The following is a 16397-nucleotide window of genomic DNA, read 5'->3' on the forward strand; positions in this document are numbered from 1 at the left end:
AACTGTGAGTTTCAGTCAGGTTGAGATAGACTCGCTTTCAAAGCTAAAGACATCGTCGTTTCTCGGGATACTTGGTTCAGTCATGGTTGTGGTATATTCCGTGACCTATTACTTAGTGTTCCTTCCCATAACTCTGGCATACAGGGGTGAGGTTCACCCATCACCTGGAATGCTTAGGTTCCAGTTAATACCCGACATAGTAATCGAGCTGGTGGCGGGGGCCATTCAACTTTTGATTTTCTATTATGCCAGGCAGGGATTCAAGGGGCTATCCACCATCAATATACCCACCAAGAATGGGGTGACAGGGGCCACCATCTTGATCGTGTTTGCCATAATTGGTCTTCTAATAGGGGTTCCGTTAATTCTATTTTTCGAGTTTGTGGAATTGCCCTTTCTATTGTCCGCTCCACCCGCATCCTCTATACCATCTCCTACCCTGGTGTTATTCGCAGTGCTAGCCCTGGTTCTCTTGGTCTTTGCCCTAGTAGGCTTCGCAGGGCTCATCCTGGTAATTATAAGTGAGTATAGCCTTGGAAATAGATATGGGGAGGGTCTCATTAAGCTAGGTTCAATCCTCCAAATTATCCCCTTCTTGGATTTCGTGGGATACATTCTTCTCTACTTCGGATTTTCCAACGCGATTAACAAGGTGAGATCCGGTTTTCAAATTCCTCAACAGGTTCAACAACCTCCTCAACAAGTTTATCAAGTGGGCTTTGGATCTCTTTCGGCAAGCGGGCTGGCAAGGTTCACCCTCTATTCCCCTAAGAGCGTGGCAATAACTTCAGCCGTGCTGGGATTATTCAATCAGCAGGTTAGGGCGCAATCCATTTATCCCTCAATTTTGAGTCCCGGTCAGAACGTGATTGAGGTGAACTTTGGTCCTCTTCAGTTAACCAAGGGTAGCTACTTCGTGGATTTGACCCTTGGGGACGGTTCCGCATTGAGGGTCTACGTGATACTCTAACAGATTTTCTACAAGATACTTCCTCATGGACTAGATCGTACAAAAGGCGAGCTCAGTAAAGCTACATTAATTTCGCATTAATTTCGCACTAGCTCACCTAGCTCTCGGGGGTAAACCTAGTATCCTGCTCAACCTCATCCTTGGACTCAAACTGGATAGTCACGTGAGTTATCTCAAACTTCTCCTTCAGGATTTTCTCAACCTCTCTCCTTTTCTCGTCAATCTGATTGAGAGTTAACACGGGGCTTTCCTTCACGTGTAACGTGGCAACCCTCATGTGCGGGCATATGTTCCATACGTGGACGTGGTGAACTGTTCCGTAAACGGTTCTCAGGGTATTCTCCACTTCGCTCACGTCCACCGGCGACCTCTCCATGAGTGTGTAGATTCCCTCCTTCACGTTTCCGAGACTGGTTAATGCCACAACTCCCAGAATGGCCATGGACCCCAGCGGATCCAATATGGGAACACCGGTCATCAGAACAATCAAACCCACCAGTGCACCCATAGCGAACGTAATCGAGTCAAGTAAGGCGTGCAATTTAATCCCTTTCCTCATCTCGTCCCCTCCCTCAGTAGAGGAAAGGAGGGAGAATCCCAGAGCAATGAGGGATGCAAAGATAACGATCCAGGGATCATCACGAATACCCAGAACCAGAAGGGTCACTGAGAACGCGAGACCGATCACCACTCCAACTACAACCGTGATCACGTTCAGGAGAGAGTATAGGACCTCCAATCTATGCATTCCGTAGGTGTAGTTGCCGTCCCTTCTATTCAGAATCTTGGATGCCCTCCACGTGAGGGTGACCACAAGGGCATCCAGTATGGAATGAAGGGCCTCTGAACCGAGCGTGGCACTCCTCCCTATCACGGACACAATCAGCAGAAACCCTGTGGTTAACCAGAATCCCAGAAGACTTCTCATGAATCATAGTTCGTTTCAAATTATATAAACTTTCTTTTGGGTTATCCTAATTGTAAAATCCAGATAAATCATGATTTATTTGTGTTCAGTGTTAATATGCCGTGAGGTTGCACCCCCACAGGCTCGAGGAAGACAGGGAGTGTGACGTTCTGCGGTACGTTGTCTATAACCACCTCTATGGTGATGTTTCCCCTGAGAACCAGGGGAGTCTCATTCTGAAGTTTGAACACCCCGTTGGGAGGTCCCTGATTCTCCGGGGTATAACTCTGACCCTCTATTATCACGGTCTGAAAGGGTCTAAAATACACAAGGCAGACATCTCCACTGTGAGCGTAAATTCCCGGAACGAGAGTGGTCACGTTGAGGTTGAGGGTGGAGTTCGAGGGAACTGGAACCCGGTTGGGTAGATGCGTCAAGAGCAATGCCGTGATTACGGAGATGGAGACTATCAGAACTATCCCCACGAGTATTGTCATTTTCATGAGTTAGTGTATGTATCACGGTTTTTAGGGTCGTGTTAAATTGAACCTGTTACCTTTCCCGGACTACTAAATTGTTATGTATTCAAGGAGCCTTTGACGTGAAATACACAATAAACCGAGCTATGCCACTTTCCCTTCATAACTGGATTGGGAAAATAGTGTTATTAACAAATATAGCAAGGAAAGTTTTAACTATTCAGCGAGCTAATACTTTACTTATGAAAGCTATTCTATTTGAGAAATCTGGATTGGAGAACCTGAAGGTAGGTGAGGTTAAGGATCCCGAACCGGGATCACACGATGTTGTAATAAGGGTAATGGAATCCGGGGTAAACCCCATAGACTACTTCGTGGTGGTGGGAATACCTGTGAGGCCCATGCCACACATCCCAGGGGCGGAGATTTACGGAGAAGTGGAGAGGGTGGGGGATCACGTGAAAAGCGTGAAGCCCGGGGATAGGGTGGTGGTCTATAACAGGGTATTCGACGGTAATTGCGACATGTGTCTCCATGGCAATGAGATGCTGTGCAGGAACGGCGGTATAATGAGCGTGGTGACTCAGGGAGGCTGGGCTGAGAAGATGCTGGTACCAGAGAAAAACGTGGTGAAAGTGGGACTGAATTCATCCCTGGCAGCGAGCTTGCCAGTTGCGGCACTCACCCCCTACCATGCGTTAATGGAGGCGGGCGTTGGAGTTGGTAAGGTTGTTGTGGTGTTCGGTGCCTCTGGGAACACAGGCATGTTCGCGGTTCAGCTGGCCAAGAAAATGGGTGCAAAGGTGGTCGCGGTATCCAGAAAATCTTGGCTTAAGGATTTCGGAGCTGACGAGATTGCAGATTACTCCAACGTGAGGGGAGTGGTGGAGAGGGCGACGAAGGGAAGGATGGCCGACGTGGTAATTAACTCCCTAGGGGCCTCAGCCTGGGACTCGTCAATAAGTGTGCTGGGGGCAAAGGGTAAACTGGTCCTCTTTGGCACCTTGACTGGAGCAGAGGTCAAGGTGAACCTGTCAGGAATCTATTCAGCACACGCTGAGATCATGGGAACTACAGGTGGAACCAGGGCAGAGCTCCACGAACTGGTAGAGTTGTGTTCAGATTGCAAGGTAAAGGTGTACAGGGAATACCCTCTAGAGGAGGCAGCTGAGGCCCTCAGAGCACTTAATTCGGAGGGCAGGGATGGAAGGATAATGCTGAAGATTTAGTTGGAAAGGTCTTGAAACAAACGGCGCTATTACGATTTCCCTTTTTCCAACTTCTCCGTTACTCTTGGTAAAACCAGGTAAACGCAGAGGTCTCCACACATGGTGCAGGAACCCAGGGGCCTCTCCTTGTACTGCGTATATATCTGCTTTGCCCTCTCCTGGTCAAAGGTAAGGGAGAACATTTTTAACCAGTTGAGAGATGACCTGGCTAGACTCATCTCCCTGTCTCTCTCCTTAGCCCTCTCCCCAAGCTTCACTATGTCCCCTACATGGGCAGCTATCTTAAACGCTATGAGTCCCTCCTTTACCTGTTCGGGGGTGGGTAAGGAAAGGTGTTCAGCCGGGGTCAGGTAACACAGCATGTCTGCACCGTGGGCCGAAGCTATAGCCCCTCCTATGGCTCCAGCTATATGATCGTAACCAGCTGCCACATCAGTGGGTAGTATCCCCAGCACATAATAGGGAACTCCTCCAGAAAGTTCCTTCTCAAGTCTAATATCCATCTCTATCTGATCCAGGGGCATATGTCCTGGCCCCTCGATCATTACTTGAACTCCCTTCTCTTTTGCCCTTCTGGCCAACCTGGCATTGTTCACAAGTTCCGCAACCTGAAATTCGTCATGAGCATCTGCGATCCCACCGGGTCTGAGGGCATCTCCGAGGCTCAAGGTGACGTCATATTCCCTTGCAATTTCCAGGAGGTAGTCAAATTCCGAGTAAAGCGGGTTCTCTTGCTGATTGTGAAGGGACCATGCAGCCATTATGGTTCCACCTCTACTTACAACTCCCGCCACTCTTTTCCTCTCCATCAGCTTCTTGGATAGGTCTAAAGTAACTCCCGTGTGAACCGTGATGAAGTCAACGCCGTCACTTAGTTGCCTCCTGATAACTCTGAACAGATCGTCGGGCGTGAAATCAATCACATACTTTCTCTTTGTTACCATTTCGTAATAAACCTGGTAAATCGGTACCGTTCCCACGGGCATCTCAGCACGCTCTATCACCATCCTTCTCAGGGAGTCTATGTCACCGCCGTCCGTGAGATCCATGATGGAGTCAGCTCCATACCTATTTGCTATTTCCACCTTCCTAAGCTCCTCCTCCACGTTATAGTGATCTGTGGACGCCCCAATGTTCACGTTTACCTTGGTAGAAAGTCCCTCTCCTAGGGCGGTGTACCTTTTCAGATTCCTTATCACATTTTTGAGAATTACTATCCTCCCTGAGGCAACCCTATCCCTTATCTTTTCAGGGGATATTCCCTCAATCTCCGAAACCTTTCTCATTTCCTCCGTGATATTACCGCTTCTGGCTTGGAGAATTTGTGTCATATATAAAGTGGTTATAAACTAGGTTATAAGAATTGTTGGCGAGTGATTGATTTATTCCTGTTAACAAGCCGAATGAAGATCGAGGGTAATCTACTAGTCCATTTTCCATTTTGGACAGCGAACGATATGGAGGTTGGTAAAGCGATTTTACATGAGTTGAAAATGTAAATATCTCAATGATAAATTGTAGTACGAGAATCGAGCCAATAAATGGAATTTTACCTTGTTCCTATAATTTCCAGTAGAGGAAGAGAGGATGAAACAGATCATTTAAGATCCTGTTTCAGGTAGTTAGTTTACGTACTTTCTATTCAGCATAATTTACAATTATTTTCTCCATTGTCACGCCCTCATCCTGTCAAAAAGATATATCGAAAACTATTAATACGTGAGCATCTGGCAAATCCTATGGATAAGAAAGCACAGGAGACTCTCATTATCCTGATTTCAGTTTCCCTCCTAATTAACTACGTTGAGACCATGGTAGTTCCGGCTGTCCCCAAGATTCAGCAGGACTTTGGCACAACAGAGACCCTGGTGGCATGGGTTACCTCAGCATTCACAATCGTGGGGGCAGTGGTGTCCCCTGTATTTGGTAAACTTGGAGACCTTTACGGAAAAAGAAGAGTGTATCTCCTATCCATGGTATTCTACACCTTCGCCGTGGTCATGGCAGGATTCTCCCCCAACATCTATTTCCTTATTGCGGCCAGGGCGATTCAGGGACTTGGCTTCGCCATGTTCCCCCTGAGTTTGGCAATCATTACAGACATCCTTCCACCTGAAATGATAGCGACCGCACAGGGGATAATAAGCGGTACCATGGGGATTGGGACCGCGCTGGGCCTCGTGGTAGGAGCTTTCATTGACCAGGACCTTGGCTGGCAGTACGCGTTCCACATAGCCTTCGTAATCTCCTTGATCCTGCTCTTCGCCGCGATCAAACTGGTGCCAGAGACAGGGGTTAGGAAGAAGGCGGTGATAGACTACGTGGGGTTCGGAACCCTGACTGCCGGGGTCACGCTCATTCTCATCTACTTGACGCAGGAGTCCAGCTGGGGCTGGTTCTCAATTCAATCGCTCTCCCTCCTGGTTCCAGGTATTGCCTTCCTGGGTTTCTTTGGATGGTATGAGCAGAGAGTCAAGAACCCTGTCATCGAGCTGAGACTCCTTAAGATAAGGAACGTGATGGTTGCAAACGTTGCGGGATTGATCTCAGGTATCATGATCCTGGCCCTGTTTTACGGGATCATCTACTACACTCAGTTGCCCCATCCCTTCGGGCTGGATCTGGATATAATCTCCGCCGGTCTCACACTGGCCCCCTCAACACTGGTCATGTTCGTGGTCGGGCCCCTCCTTGGAAGAATGATAAACAGGGTTGGTCCCAAGCCCATCATAGCCTCGGGTTCCCTGGTGATGATGCTGGGATTCTATCTCCTCATAGTGAACAGGGCAACTCCCCTGGACGTTACACTGGACACCGTGGTGGGCATGGTGGGCCTCCTTTGCCTCATGATACCCATTGTTAACATGATCTCCGTCTCCCTTCCCCCGGAGGACAGGGGTGTGGGGATAGGTATGAACACTCTCATCAGGAATATAGGGAGCGCGGTGGGTCCCGTGATCACCACCTCAATAATGTCCAGCTACCAGGGGGCATTCGTTCTGCCCTTCGACGGTACCTACATGGTGGAGATTCTGCCGAGTTCCACGGCCTTCAACCTGATCTTCACCGTGGGAATAGGTATGGCTATCCTCAACCTGCTGATAGCCATGACGGTGAAGAACTACAGGTTCCAGGCCAAACCCATGAAGGAGGTGGTTGCTGAGGCGAAGTGAGCGTCAGGATAGTATCTCGCTCACTTTAACAATTTTCAGTCCATATTTCCTCAATCTGGAAAAGTGACGGACGTTGTTTGTAACGAGGGTGATACTCCGGGATATGCAGATGCTACCTATGATCAGGTCAGGATCGTCAATCAGGTTTCCCTCCTTGCGGAGCTCAGCGTAAATCCTTGAGGCAATAAGGATGGATTCGTTGTCCAGACACAGGATCTGAAAGTTCTCCTCTACGTCCCTCTTAAACCCTTCAACGTCTTTTCCCAGAAACGAAATACCTCTCAAAAATTCAAAAAGTGATATACAAGTGGTGTTACTACCTGCGAACCTGTCCTTGAGGCCCTTATTGTAAACAAGGATTAATGCGTCCGTGTCCAAACATTTCTCGCTCTCCACGACTTCCTTCCCTCTTTGGTGAGTTCTAGAAGGATCCTGGCCTCGTCGTCGTTCAGTACAATGGATTCCTTCTCTGAGTCCATATCCTTGAGCAATTCCCTGAAGAAATCGTCCCAGTTCAGGGTCCTTCCCTCACTAATCTCCAGCTTCCTTTTTATGAGCTCCAGCTTCCTCTTTGTGTCCTCCCTAACCGATATGGTAGTGTGACCCACATGTAATCATGTAATTATTTAATTATATAAGGATTAGCCTGTCCTCACAAGTTAACCATCTCACCTTCACCTCGTAAATGCAGGACATCCACACCGTATCAGCCTCTTGGTTGGGTACGTACTACTCCATCTGAGTTTCCGTCCCAATAATATGACACAATGGTTATAACCTGGTTATTACCCAATTTATATCATGTCAAGTTTCGACAAGTTCGCTGAGGAATATGATTCCTGGTTTACCAAGAACAGGAACGTGTTAATGTCAGAGCTTTTGCTCGTGGAGGAAATGCTCAGGGGAGAGGGGAGAGTGCTCAGCGTGGGTTGCGGTAGTGGTCTCTTCGAGACCCTACTGAGAGAGAGGGGAATAGTGATCAATGACTGCGTGGAGCCCTCGGAGATGGGGAGAATTGCCGAGGCCAGGGGACTCAACGTGAGGAAGGGTTACGCCGAGGAACTACCCGTTCAGGAAAAGTATGATACTGTGCTCATGAATGGAGTAATTCATTATCTTAAGGATCCATTGAGGGCTTTGCTCGAGGCCAAAAGAGTCCTGCGAGAGAATGGCCACCTCATACTGTGCTGGGTGACGGGTGAAGGTTCGTATGGATTGCTTTACAGACTCGCCTCAATCCTGGGTTGGGAGAAACTTGAAGGCGTCTCACCCCAATTTCCCTATCCTCTGGAGTTCGTTAAGGAGGCCAAATGGCAAACAGTGGACGAGGTAAGGTCATTGTTAAGAAATGCAGGATTCGAAGAAATTGGGATAATGCAAACCTTGACGAGGCATCCCAAATACTCCAACAGTGAGATGGAGAGGCCCAGTCCAGGATATGATAGGGGAGACTACTTATGCATTAAGGCCAGAAATATTTTGTGAGTACTAGTAATTAATCTAGAGGCTGGATAAACTCTAGAAAAGTGTTAAAGCTAGGATGGTTTCATAAAATTCTTTATTGAACGGAGCTCATTGAAATTCAACAATAAGTAGGACAAAAATTACGACTAAACCCACAAGAATATCAATCTTAACGTTGAAGCCTTCTACTAATATAGTATTTTTACCCAACTAGATAAGGTATGGATTTTCTGAAAACTAAGCTTTGCTTAACGCAATATCACGGCTCAATTAAACCGTATCTTAACGTGATTTTTCCCAATTACTCCACATGCCAATTGAGGAAAGCATTTATTAAATGATGCCCTGTATCGTTTTTTAAATTAAGTTTTTATCACGACACTAAGGGTCTCATCTAGGAATATTCCGTACACGAGATGATTATTTGAATTGACACTATACATTTATGAACTTGCTTTAAGCTTCTGTTACTTGGTCAATTTTTACTAGGCTTGTGATAGAATGAACGTTAACCTGCTTTGATTCATTCCCAGAAAACAAGACGACTTTCCCAACGTACGAAGGTCTTGATAGACTTATCTTATTGGATTCACTGCTTATCTTTATATCCTTATACTGGAACTCTCCATCTCCAAAGACTAAGAGATCATTATTGGAGAGGGGTATTATGGAGTTCATCCTGACGAAAATGGGCAATTCGTCTGTGGATTTGATCCATCCCTCCGCCGATTTCCCTGTCCAGAAATTGGCCCACTTTCCAGGTAAATACACGTCCCTGGTGTCCTCCCTTCCCATGAGAGGGGCATAAAGTAGGCTTCTTCCCACCAGGTATTCGTCCTCCACCCTATAAGAGTCCTCATCCTCCTGGAACTCGTAAAACAACGGCCTGATGATGGGATGTCCTGTCCTGTGGGCCTCCTCCGCGAGGGAGTAGAGGTATGGAAGAAACCTTAACCTGGTCTCTATCACTCTCCTCACCTTCTCCTTGTACTTACTGGGAAGGAATATGGGTTCGCTATCCACACCGTCCTTGCTCTTGTGAGTTCTGAAGAAGGGAAAGAACATGGCCAGTTCAAAGAACCTCACGAGGAGTTCAGGCGAGTTATCTATTTCAGGAAACTCTCTTCCCTGAAATCCACCCACATCTATCCCCACGTAGGGCACTCCTGCTAGGGAGAGGCCCAGAACAAGCTGTAACTGTAGCTTGAGGTGTTCCCAGGAAGGGGTGTTGTCCCCTGTCCACAACCCTGCAAACCTCTGTATTCCCGCGTAACCTGACCTGCTCAGGATAAACACCTCCTCCCTGGCCTTTCTTACCCCCTCGTAGGTTGCCATGGCCTCGTAATAGGGGTAAGCGTTCCTCACCTTCTCATGTTTTACTACCCTTCCTCTCACCCTGTGAACAACTCCTTCAGGAAAGACGTAAGTGAAGGGGGTTTCCCTCAGTTGAAGGTCCTTCATTTGCCTCATTCTGTGAAGCGTGGTGAAGTCAGTGGGCTCATTCATGTCAAGCCATATTCCGTCAACTCCCTGCTCCACCCATCTTGTCACCAGCTCGGACCACCACCTTCTCGTCTCCTCACGGAAGAAGTCCGGGTAAACGCAGAACCCGGGCCACAGTTTCCCCACGAAAAGATCCCCCTTCTCCGTCTCGCAGTAGTTACCGAGCCCGGATCTGAAAACCTCGTAGTTCTGGTCAGCCCTCACGCTGTGGTCCACAATTGTGATCACCTTGACTCCCCTGGAGTGAGCCTGTTCCAGGAACTCCCTGGGGTTGGGAAATCTGGTTGGATGCCACGTGAACAGCCTGTACTGGTCCATGAAGTCAATATCCAGGAAGACTGCCGATACAGGAAACCCTTCCTCCTTCATGAGGTCCAGAAGTTCAATGATGTGCCTGTCAGGAAAATAGGAGTACCTGGATATCATGTAGCCGAAGGCCCATTCAGGAGGTAGAAAGGGTAATCCCGTGACTAGGGAGTACCTCTCTATAACCTTCTCTATGGTAGGTCCCTCAAACACAAAGAGCTCCATTGAGTCCTCCGGGATTGTTATCCTTATCTCGTCGTAGTGCTCTCTGCCAACGTCAAAGACCAGTTTTGAGGCTGAGTTCATAAAGTAACCCGTGGCAATTCCCATTCTAACCACGATGAGGAAGGGAATATTCACGTAAAGGGGATCGGAGTACCTCTGATAGGCCCCAGCATCCACATTATACATCACGTACCTTCCGCGTTTTCTATCAAGTTCAAAAGCCTTCTCGCCAAGGCCTAGAATGTGGTCCCTGATGTCCAGGGACTTCACGATGATTAGACCTTCTCCTTCCTCCAGCCTGAGATCGAAATCCTTTAGTGTCCTATCGCTGGCCTTACCCTGGAATTGAAAGTCTACTGGAGGAAACGGGTCGTTTATCAGAAACTGGTAGATTCCTTCTTTCTCAAAAACCCTTATCATGGGAGATATGGTTGGAGGAAGATCTTGAACTTTCTGGTCATAGGCAAAGTAAATCAATCTGATTAAGTACGAGTATCGAGCTATTAGTTCTAAATGTGGTGTGTATACTCTCATTAATGACTTCTAATTCGAATTCTTGACTTCTTCTCTTTATTATGAAAGTTATGGATAGACTTAGTTTGAAGTAGCATCTTAAATTATTAGAAAAAGACTTTATGAAAACCTAGCGCATGGATAGATAGTACCCTAGTTAGATGCTATACAGATAATAAATTTTTCAAAAGTTTAAAGTTCGTACTTATTACAACATAGGCCTGTAATCTATGACATCACGTTCCGTATTTTACGTTACGGACAATAGAACGTTAAACAGCAAGCCCTAAGTGATTCGTAACAGTGATATTACCTACGTGATATCTCCGCATTACTTATATCTTACCTCATCTTTACTACTCATATGAGAACAGTAACGATTAAGGTTAAGGACGAGATTTACGAACTTGCGGAGGAAATGGTTAAACTTGGAATCGTAAATTCCAAGAATGAGGCCTTTAACCTGGTCATGGAGAAGGGATTGAGAGAAGTAATCCGTGTGATAGAGGAGGAAAGAAGGGCTAATGAGCTGGCAGAGAGATGGTTGAAGGAAGGCCTCCCACGAAACATCAAAGTCCCCACCTCAGAGGAATTGATCAGGGAGAGGGAATGAGATATTACATTGATACGAGCGTGCTGGTTGCGTACGCGCTGGAAGGCGATCCCAATCACAAAAAAGCTGTTGAGATAATATCAAGCCTGAATCCAGGTAGCGAGAAGGTAATAAGTTCCCTAACTCTGGCAGAGCTTTACTCGGTATTTTCTAGGAGGGTTGGAGAGCTTGAGGGGAAGGCACTTGTAAAGTATCTGTTAAGAAGGGGAGATGTGTCTCTCGTGGATGTTGATTTTAACCTAGTCTTCAGAAAATTGGAGTTGGCATGGAGGGCAAAACTGAAGACCCTTGATTTATTACATCTGATCATTTCGAATCTGCTCGGAGCGGAGATGATCACGTTGGATGAGGAGCTAAGGGAGGCCTTTACGAAGCTTAACGAATTTGGATAGAATGTTTCTAGGATGAAGATATCAGAGCATGATTGTGAATGACTGTGAACCGAACTGAGATATTTCATCTAGACGCATTAAGAGCGTGAGAACCAGGCTCGATCATCCAGGAAGGATTATTTGTGGCTTCTCTACCAGTCCAGAGATATTACTCGGTATTACCAGCTTCTCTCCTTGCTAGCACTAGTATTCCATACTTCTCTAATTCCTCAAGTTCCGCAACCCTTGTTCTATTACCATTGACCAAGTTCACGTAGTTATCCTTGAGATCCACCCTGCCACGTGGAACTTTCTTGGTCCTTGGGGAGAAGAGCAAAATCACGTTACCCCTGCTGAATCCGTGTTCCAAGGGTTTATACTCGCCCAATCCTTGTCTCCTTATCCTCAACAGCTTCCTGGTAAACCACATCTTGACCCTTTCGTCAGATACCTCCAGATCCAGTGTCTCCGGAAGTTGTTTCATAACATGTGACAGTCGCTCGAAGTCCACCGGTCTCCTGTTGTCAGGATCAGTGAGGAGAAATCTCCAAACCTCAGTTCCTTGATAAATATCTGGTACCCCGGGGGAGAGCATCTTCAAGGCTATAGTAATTAGCGACTTCTTATATCCTGGTTCTTCCACCATCCTTAAGAATTCCCGAAAATCCTCGAGGAAGGACCTGTCATGTAACATGTCATTTACCAGGGAAATTGCTCTCTCCTCGTATTCCAGGTTTGGATTTTCCCACGTGGTATGAACCTTGGCCTCCCTCAACGCCTTAATCACGTGGGCTCTTAGCCTCTCCCCGTAATCCGGGCTATCCTCGTAGCTACCCACGAAGGTCTGGTACACTCTATACTCGTCGTTCTTATCTATCTTGGGTTTGAGGAGATCGTGCCAACACCTCACCCTCTCCTCCCAGGTCTCGGGAATCTCCGAGAGCACCGATATCCTTGCCCTAACGTCCTCACTGAACTTGCTGTCGTGAGTGGACGTGGCATTCAATGAAGTGGGTTTACGCTTCAGGTTAAACTCATGGAACTCCTCCATGGAGAGGGACATCGTGGAGAGATCGCTCCCAACCTCGTTCAGGGAGATCAGGGCATTGTATCTGAAGAGAGCAGTATCCTCGTATCCCTTGGCGAAGATCGCAGGCATATATTGCTGCAATCTCTTCATCCTCTCCCGCGGAATCCTCCCTTCCCTGTCGCACTCCTCTATCTCCTTTTCCTCTCCAGTGTAAGTCCTGTACACTCTGAGGCAGACAAGGAAATCTACGAGATAGTTCAGCTCCACATTAAGAAGACTTGATAATCTCTCAAGGTCTTTCCTGAAGAGGGTATTTGCTACTAGCCTTTTGCTCTCTTTCACCACCTCACTCACGTTGGACATTTTCCCAAGAAAATTCTCGTATATCCTTACCATTTCCTTCATGTTGTCAACTAGAAGGAGATTGACATAGTTCATGAAATCGTATCCAGTTGTTCCCTCCACTTCCCAGTCAGGTAACTTCTCCTTGAGTTGCAGTATCTTTTCAACGTAGATCAGCTTGTTCCCCACCCTTTCCCTAACCCTTCTAATGTATCCCTCAGGATCGAGGAGCCCATCCACATGATCTATCCTGAAGCCGTCCACTGGAAAGCCCAGGATGTAGGAGTGAGATTCCTCAAACACGTGGTCCAGTTCCACCCTGATAGCTATGAGATCGTTGACGGCAAAGAATCTTCTGTAGTTTGGACTTTCCCTCCACGAAACAAGGGAGTAATTCTGAAGTGAAATAACGTGCATGATCTCCCTGTGGTCGAGGCAACTTCCGTCTGGACAGCGGTTCTCCACATAACGCCTCCCCTCCTCATTGAGGGGGAACCTCAGGCCTGCGTACTCCACCCCGTCACTCGTGACCTTAATCTTTCCCTGAGCCACCACCTTTTCCAGATCGTCTTCCAGGAGGGGCAGGATCAGCTTGTCGTCATCATAGTGATCAAAGTAGTCGTAATACCTGCTCTCCTTCCATTTCTTGAGCAGATCCATCAGTCTCCAGTTCTGATCGTGAACGGCCATGTGATTGGGAACTATATCCTGAATTACCCCAAGGGATCTCCTTCTGGCTTCCTCAATCAGTTTCCTGTACTGCTCCTCTCCTCCAAGCTCCTCGCTCACCCTGGTGTGGTCCACGACATCGTATCCATGGCTACTTGAGGGTCTTGCCTTGAGAACTGGTGAAAGGTAAAGATGGGACACTCCCAGTTCCCGGAAATAATCCAGGTATCCCATCACCTTTTCGAAGTTGAAGTCCCTGTTGAGCTGTAACCTGTATGTTCCCACTATCATAGCTCTGTCCTCCTGTAGATCAGGGCAGTCCTTCCCTCAATCTCCAGTTCCTTTCCATCCAGACTGAGCTCTTCGGGCTTGGGATCCCTGAGAAGGGAAGCCACCACAAGCTCCCATTTCCCAGCAGGTGGTTTCATCCTCACCGGGTTGGGATTCGCGTTGAGAACAATCAGAAACGTATCGTCCGCTATCCTTTCCCCAAACTTATTCACCTCATCCATCACGCTCCCCTCTAGCACAAAGATGACGGTCTGGGTGGGTGAGCTCCACGCCTTCTCGTCCACCTCCTTTCCCTCCGTTGTTAGGAAAATGACGTCCTTGAGGGGAAGACCGTGAAGCTTCTTCCCCTGGAAATATCTTCCTCTCCTGAAGATGGGGTGCGCCAGGTAGAATTTCACCATCTTCGTTACGAAATCCTGAAACCTTATTCTTCTTTCGTCCAGGTTCCAGTCGTACCAGCTTATTTCGTTATCTTGGCAGAAGGCGTTATTGTTTCCCCTCTGCGTTCTGCTGAGTTCATCTCCTCCCAGTAGCATGGGCACTCCCTGACTTATCATGAGAGTTATCACGAAGTTCCTCTTCTGCCTTTCCCTACAGGCAATCACGTTGGGATCATTTGTTTGTCCTTCAACTCCACAGTTCCAGCTAAAGTTATCATTTGTCCCGTCCTGATTGTTGAAGCCATTGGCCTCATTATGCTTCTGATCATAGCTAACCAGATCCTCCAGTGTGAAACCGTCGTGCGACGTGATGTAGTTTATGCTGGCGAATGGGGTCTTGTTATTGCCCAGATAGATGTCCGGGGAGCCCAGTAGCCTGTTGGCGATCTCGGAATAGGGTATGGCCTCTCCTCTCCAGAACCGCCTCACGGCGTCCCTGTACTTTCCGTTCCACTCGGCCCATAGATGGGGAAAGTTACCCACCTGATATCCCCCGGGTCCCACATCCCAGGGTTCAGCAATCAGCTTCACCTGGGACAGGACCGGATCCTGTTGAATAGCTATAAAGAAAGTGTTTAGCATGTTCACGTTATATAGTTCCCTAGCTAGGGCGGCTGCAAGGTCGAATCTGAACCCGTCCACGTGCATCTCAAGGACCCAGTACCTTAAACTGTCAAGGACCATCTGCAATACCCGGGGATGACTCAGGTTAAGGGTGTTTCCCGTTCCCGTGAAATCTAGATAGTACCTCTTGTTATCAGGCTGTAACATGTAGTATGCCAAGTTATCTATCCCCTTGAAGCTCATGGTTGGTCCCAGATGGTTTCCCTCAGCGGTGTGGTTGTATACCACGTCCACGAATACTTCGATTCCAGCATTGTGAAGTTCATTAACCATCCTCTTGAATTCCAGAACCTGCCCTCCCTCACATCCCATGCTGGAGTAACGGCACTCGGGCGAGAAATAGTTGATTGGATCATAGCCCCAGTAGTTAGCCAGTCCCCTTTCCACCAGGAAACGTTGATCTATGAAGTGGTGTACGGGCATCAACTCCAGGGTCGTGATTCCCAGATCCTTGAAATAGTCTATCATTTGCCTTGAGAAAAGCCCTGAGTAAGTCCCCCTGAGGTTTTCAGGTATATCAGATCTTAATTTTGTAATTCCCTTCACGTGGGCCTCATATATCACCATATCCTTGATCTGAATCCTCCTCCTGACGAAGTTCTCGTCACTCCATTCAAAGAATGGATTTATAACAACGCTCTTGGGCATGAACTCCCCTGAATCCCGCTCGTCAAAGGACATATCCTGACCTTGATCGCCTATCTTGTAGCCAAAGAGCGAATCGTCCCACCTGGGGTGGCCACTGATGGCCTTGGCGTACGGATCGAGCAGGAGTTTGTGGGGATTGAACCTGAGTCCCATCTCCGGCTTGTATGGACCATGAACCCTGTAACCGTAGAGTTGACCGGGCCTAACGCCAGGAACGAAAACGTGCCATATGTCGGCAGTCCTGTTTCTAACCTCAATCACCTCCTTTGGATACTTTTGATTGGGGGCGTAGAGAACCAATTCTACCTTCTCTGCGTTCTCTGAGAATATGGAGAAATTTACTCCGTCATCATCCTCAATCCAGTTTGAGCCAAGGGGAAACGAATCCCCCGGTCTTAAGGGTCTATCCCTAGCCTTTAGGTGCATAATAGCAGTAATAGTTCCATGAAAAAAACTTTTTCAGGTTATTCAACTTAATATTACTGACTGAGAGTTTTAATGTTAGGAGAATTTAACGGATGCCCTAAGTACTCTAGTAGTTTTGATTAATTTTTATCCTCTGACATGGGCACCGTTCAGAGAGCACTAGGTAAAAACTTA

At 47.5% G+C, this 16397-nt stretch carries 14 protein-coding genes; 6 read left to right on the forward strand and 8 right to left on the reverse strand.

Annotation, left to right across the window (positions count from 1 at the left end):
• Positions 1 to 4 precede the first annotated feature (4 nt).
• Positions 5 to 970, forward strand: a complete 966-nt coding sequence (locus QVC96_RS08255) for a DUF973 family protein (protein ID WP_287688871.1) — start codon at positions 5 to 7, stop codon at positions 968 to 970.
• 97 nt (positions 971 to 1067) lie between these two features.
• On the opposite strand, the gene QVC96_RS08260 is transcribed toward QVC96_RS08255, so the two are convergent.
• Both QVC96_RS08260 and QVC96_RS08265 read right to left on the reverse strand, forming a co-directional pair.
• Entirely contained in the window at positions 1068 to 1898 is an 831-nt protein-coding gene (locus QVC96_RS08260) for a cation diffusion facilitator family transporter (protein WP_287688872.1), read from the reverse strand.
• Between the two features lie 68 nt (positions 1899 to 1966).
• Positions 1967 to 2380: a hypothetical protein gene (locus tag QVC96_RS08265; RefSeq protein ID WP_238026919.1), complete on the reverse strand. Its 414-nt coding sequence runs from the start codon at positions 2378 to 2380 to the stop codon at positions 1967 to 1969.
• A 218-nt stretch (positions 2381 to 2598) separates the two neighbouring features.
• Between QVC96_RS08265 and QVC96_RS08270 the strand changes: the two genes are divergently transcribed.
• Positions 2599 to 3585, forward strand: coding sequence for an alcohol dehydrogenase catalytic domain-containing protein (locus QVC96_RS08270; RefSeq protein WP_287688873.1), 987 nt, complete (start codon positions 2599 to 2601; stop codon positions 3583 to 3585).
• A gap of 29 nt (positions 3586 to 3614) precedes the next feature.
• On the opposite strand, the gene thiC is transcribed toward QVC96_RS08270, so the two are convergent.
• The gene (gene thiC / locus QVC96_RS08275; protein ID WP_287688874.1) at positions 3615 to 4916 is read right to left on the reverse strand and encodes a phosphomethylpyrimidine synthase ThiC; all 1302 of its coding nucleotides are present in this window, start codon (positions 4914 to 4916) and stop codon (positions 3615 to 3617) included.
• A gap of 408 nt (positions 4917 to 5324) precedes the next feature.
• Here thiC and QVC96_RS08280 point away from each other — a divergent pair, with 408 nt between their 5' ends.
• Complete coding sequence (locus tag QVC96_RS08280) at positions 5325 to 6758, forward strand: MFS transporter (RefSeq protein WP_287688875.1); 1434 nt, start codon at positions 5325 to 5327, stop codon at positions 6756 to 6758.
• Positions 6759 to 6761: 3 nt separating this feature from the next.
• Here QVC96_RS08280 and QVC96_RS08285 read toward each other — a convergent pair whose 3' ends face one another.
• A complete protein-coding gene (locus tag QVC96_RS08285; protein WP_287688876.1) occupies positions 6762 to 7136 on the reverse strand; it encodes a type II toxin-antitoxin system VapC family toxin in 375 nt (124 codons plus the stop codon).
• Positions 7118 to 7366 (reverse strand): VapB-type antitoxin, encoded by a 249-nt coding sequence (locus QVC96_RS08290; RefSeq protein ID WP_287688877.1) that lies wholly within the window; start codon positions 7364 to 7366, stop codon positions 7118 to 7120. Before QVC96_RS08290 ends, QVC96_RS08285 begins: the two co-directional genes overlap by 19 nt.
• Positions 7367 to 7559: 193 nt before the next feature.
• Here QVC96_RS08290 and QVC96_RS08295 point away from each other — a divergent pair, with 193 nt between their 5' ends.
• Positions 7560 to 8243 carry a class I SAM-dependent DNA methyltransferase gene (locus tag QVC96_RS08295; RefSeq protein WP_287688878.1) on the forward strand — a complete coding sequence of 228 codons (684 nt, stop codon included), beginning with the start codon at positions 7560 to 7562 and terminating at the stop codon, positions 8241 to 8243.
• A gap of 435 nt (positions 8244 to 8678) precedes the next feature.
• Here QVC96_RS08295 and malA read toward each other — a convergent pair whose 3' ends face one another.
• Positions 8679 to 10676: an alpha-glucosidase MalA gene (gene malA, locus QVC96_RS08300; protein WP_287688879.1), complete on the reverse strand. Its 1998-nt coding sequence runs from the start codon at positions 10674 to 10676 to the stop codon at positions 8679 to 8681.
• Between the two features lie 457 nt (positions 10677 to 11133).
• Between malA and QVC96_RS08305 the strand changes: the two genes are divergently transcribed.
• Both QVC96_RS08305 and QVC96_RS08310 read left to right on the forward strand, forming a co-directional pair.
• Complete coding sequence (locus QVC96_RS08305; RefSeq protein WP_238027429.1) at positions 11134 to 11382, forward strand: VapB-type antitoxin; 249 nt, start codon at positions 11134 to 11136, stop codon at positions 11380 to 11382.
• Positions 11379 to 11774, forward strand: coding sequence for a type II toxin-antitoxin system VapC family toxin (locus tag QVC96_RS08310; protein ID WP_238027428.1), 396 nt, complete (start codon positions 11379 to 11381; stop codon positions 11772 to 11774). The genes QVC96_RS08305 and QVC96_RS08310 overlap by 4 nt, the downstream gene beginning before the upstream one ends.
• A 148-nt stretch (positions 11775 to 11922) precedes the next feature.
• Here the strand turns inward: QVC96_RS08310 and QVC96_RS08315 are convergent, their stop codons facing one another.
• Complete coding sequence (locus QVC96_RS08315) at positions 11923 to 14085, reverse strand: malto-oligosyltrehalose synthase (protein ID WP_287688880.1); 2163 nt, start codon at positions 14083 to 14085, stop codon at positions 11923 to 11925.
• Positions 14082 to 16223, reverse strand: coding sequence for a glycogen debranching protein GlgX (glgX, locus tag QVC96_RS08320; RefSeq protein WP_287688881.1), 2142 nt, complete (start codon positions 16221 to 16223; stop codon positions 14082 to 14084). Before glgX ends, QVC96_RS08315 begins: the two co-directional genes overlap by 4 nt.
• Between the last annotated feature and the right edge of the window lie 174 nt (positions 16224 to 16397).

Source organism: Metallosphaera javensis (ex Sakai et al. 2022) (assembly GCA_021654415.1).
Lineage (GTDB): Archaea > Thermoproteota > Thermoprotei_A > Sulfolobales > Sulfolobaceae > Metallosphaera > Metallosphaera javensis.

Excerpts from the sequence above, each read along its gene's own strand:
- QVC96_RS08270 (WP_287688873.1), top strand. The coding sequence starts at position 2,599 with ATGAAAGCTATTCTATTTGAGAAATCTGGATTGGAGAACCTGAAGGTA.
- QVC96_RS08315 (WP_287688880.1), bottom strand. The coding sequence starts at position 14,085 with ATGATAGTGGGAACATACAGGTTACAGCTCAACAGGGACTTCAACTTC.
- thiC (WP_287688874.1), bottom strand. The coding sequence starts at position 4,916 with ATGACACAAATTCTCCAAGCCAGAAGCGGTAATATCACGGAGGAAATG.
- QVC96_RS08295 (WP_287688878.1), top strand. The coding sequence starts at position 7,560 with ATGTCAAGTTTCGACAAGTTCGCTGAGGAATATGATTCCTGGTTTACC.
- QVC96_RS08305 (WP_238027429.1), top strand. The coding sequence starts at position 11,134 with ATGAGAACAGTAACGATTAAGGTTAAGGACGAGATTTACGAACTTGCG.
- QVC96_RS08310 (WP_238027428.1), top strand. The coding sequence starts at position 11,379 with ATGAGATATTACATTGATACGAGCGTGCTGGTTGCGTACGCGCTGGAA.
- glgX (WP_287688881.1), bottom strand. The coding sequence starts at position 16,223 with ATGCACCTAAAGGCTAGGGATAGACCCTTAAGACCGGGGGATTCGTTT.
- malA (WP_287688879.1), bottom strand. The coding sequence starts at position 10,676 with ATGATAAGGGTTTTTGAGAAAGAAGGAATCTACCAGTTTCTGATAAAC.
- QVC96_RS08260 (WP_287688872.1), bottom strand. The coding sequence starts at position 1,898 with ATGAGAAGTCTTCTGGGATTCTGGTTAACCACAGGGTTTCTGCTGATT.
- QVC96_RS08265 (WP_238026919.1), bottom strand. The coding sequence starts at position 2,380 with ATGAAAATGACAATACTCGTGGGGATAGTTCTGATAGTCTCCATCTCC.
- QVC96_RS08280 (WP_287688875.1), top strand. The coding sequence starts at position 5,325 with ATGGATAAGAAAGCACAGGAGACTCTCATTATCCTGATTTCAGTTTCC.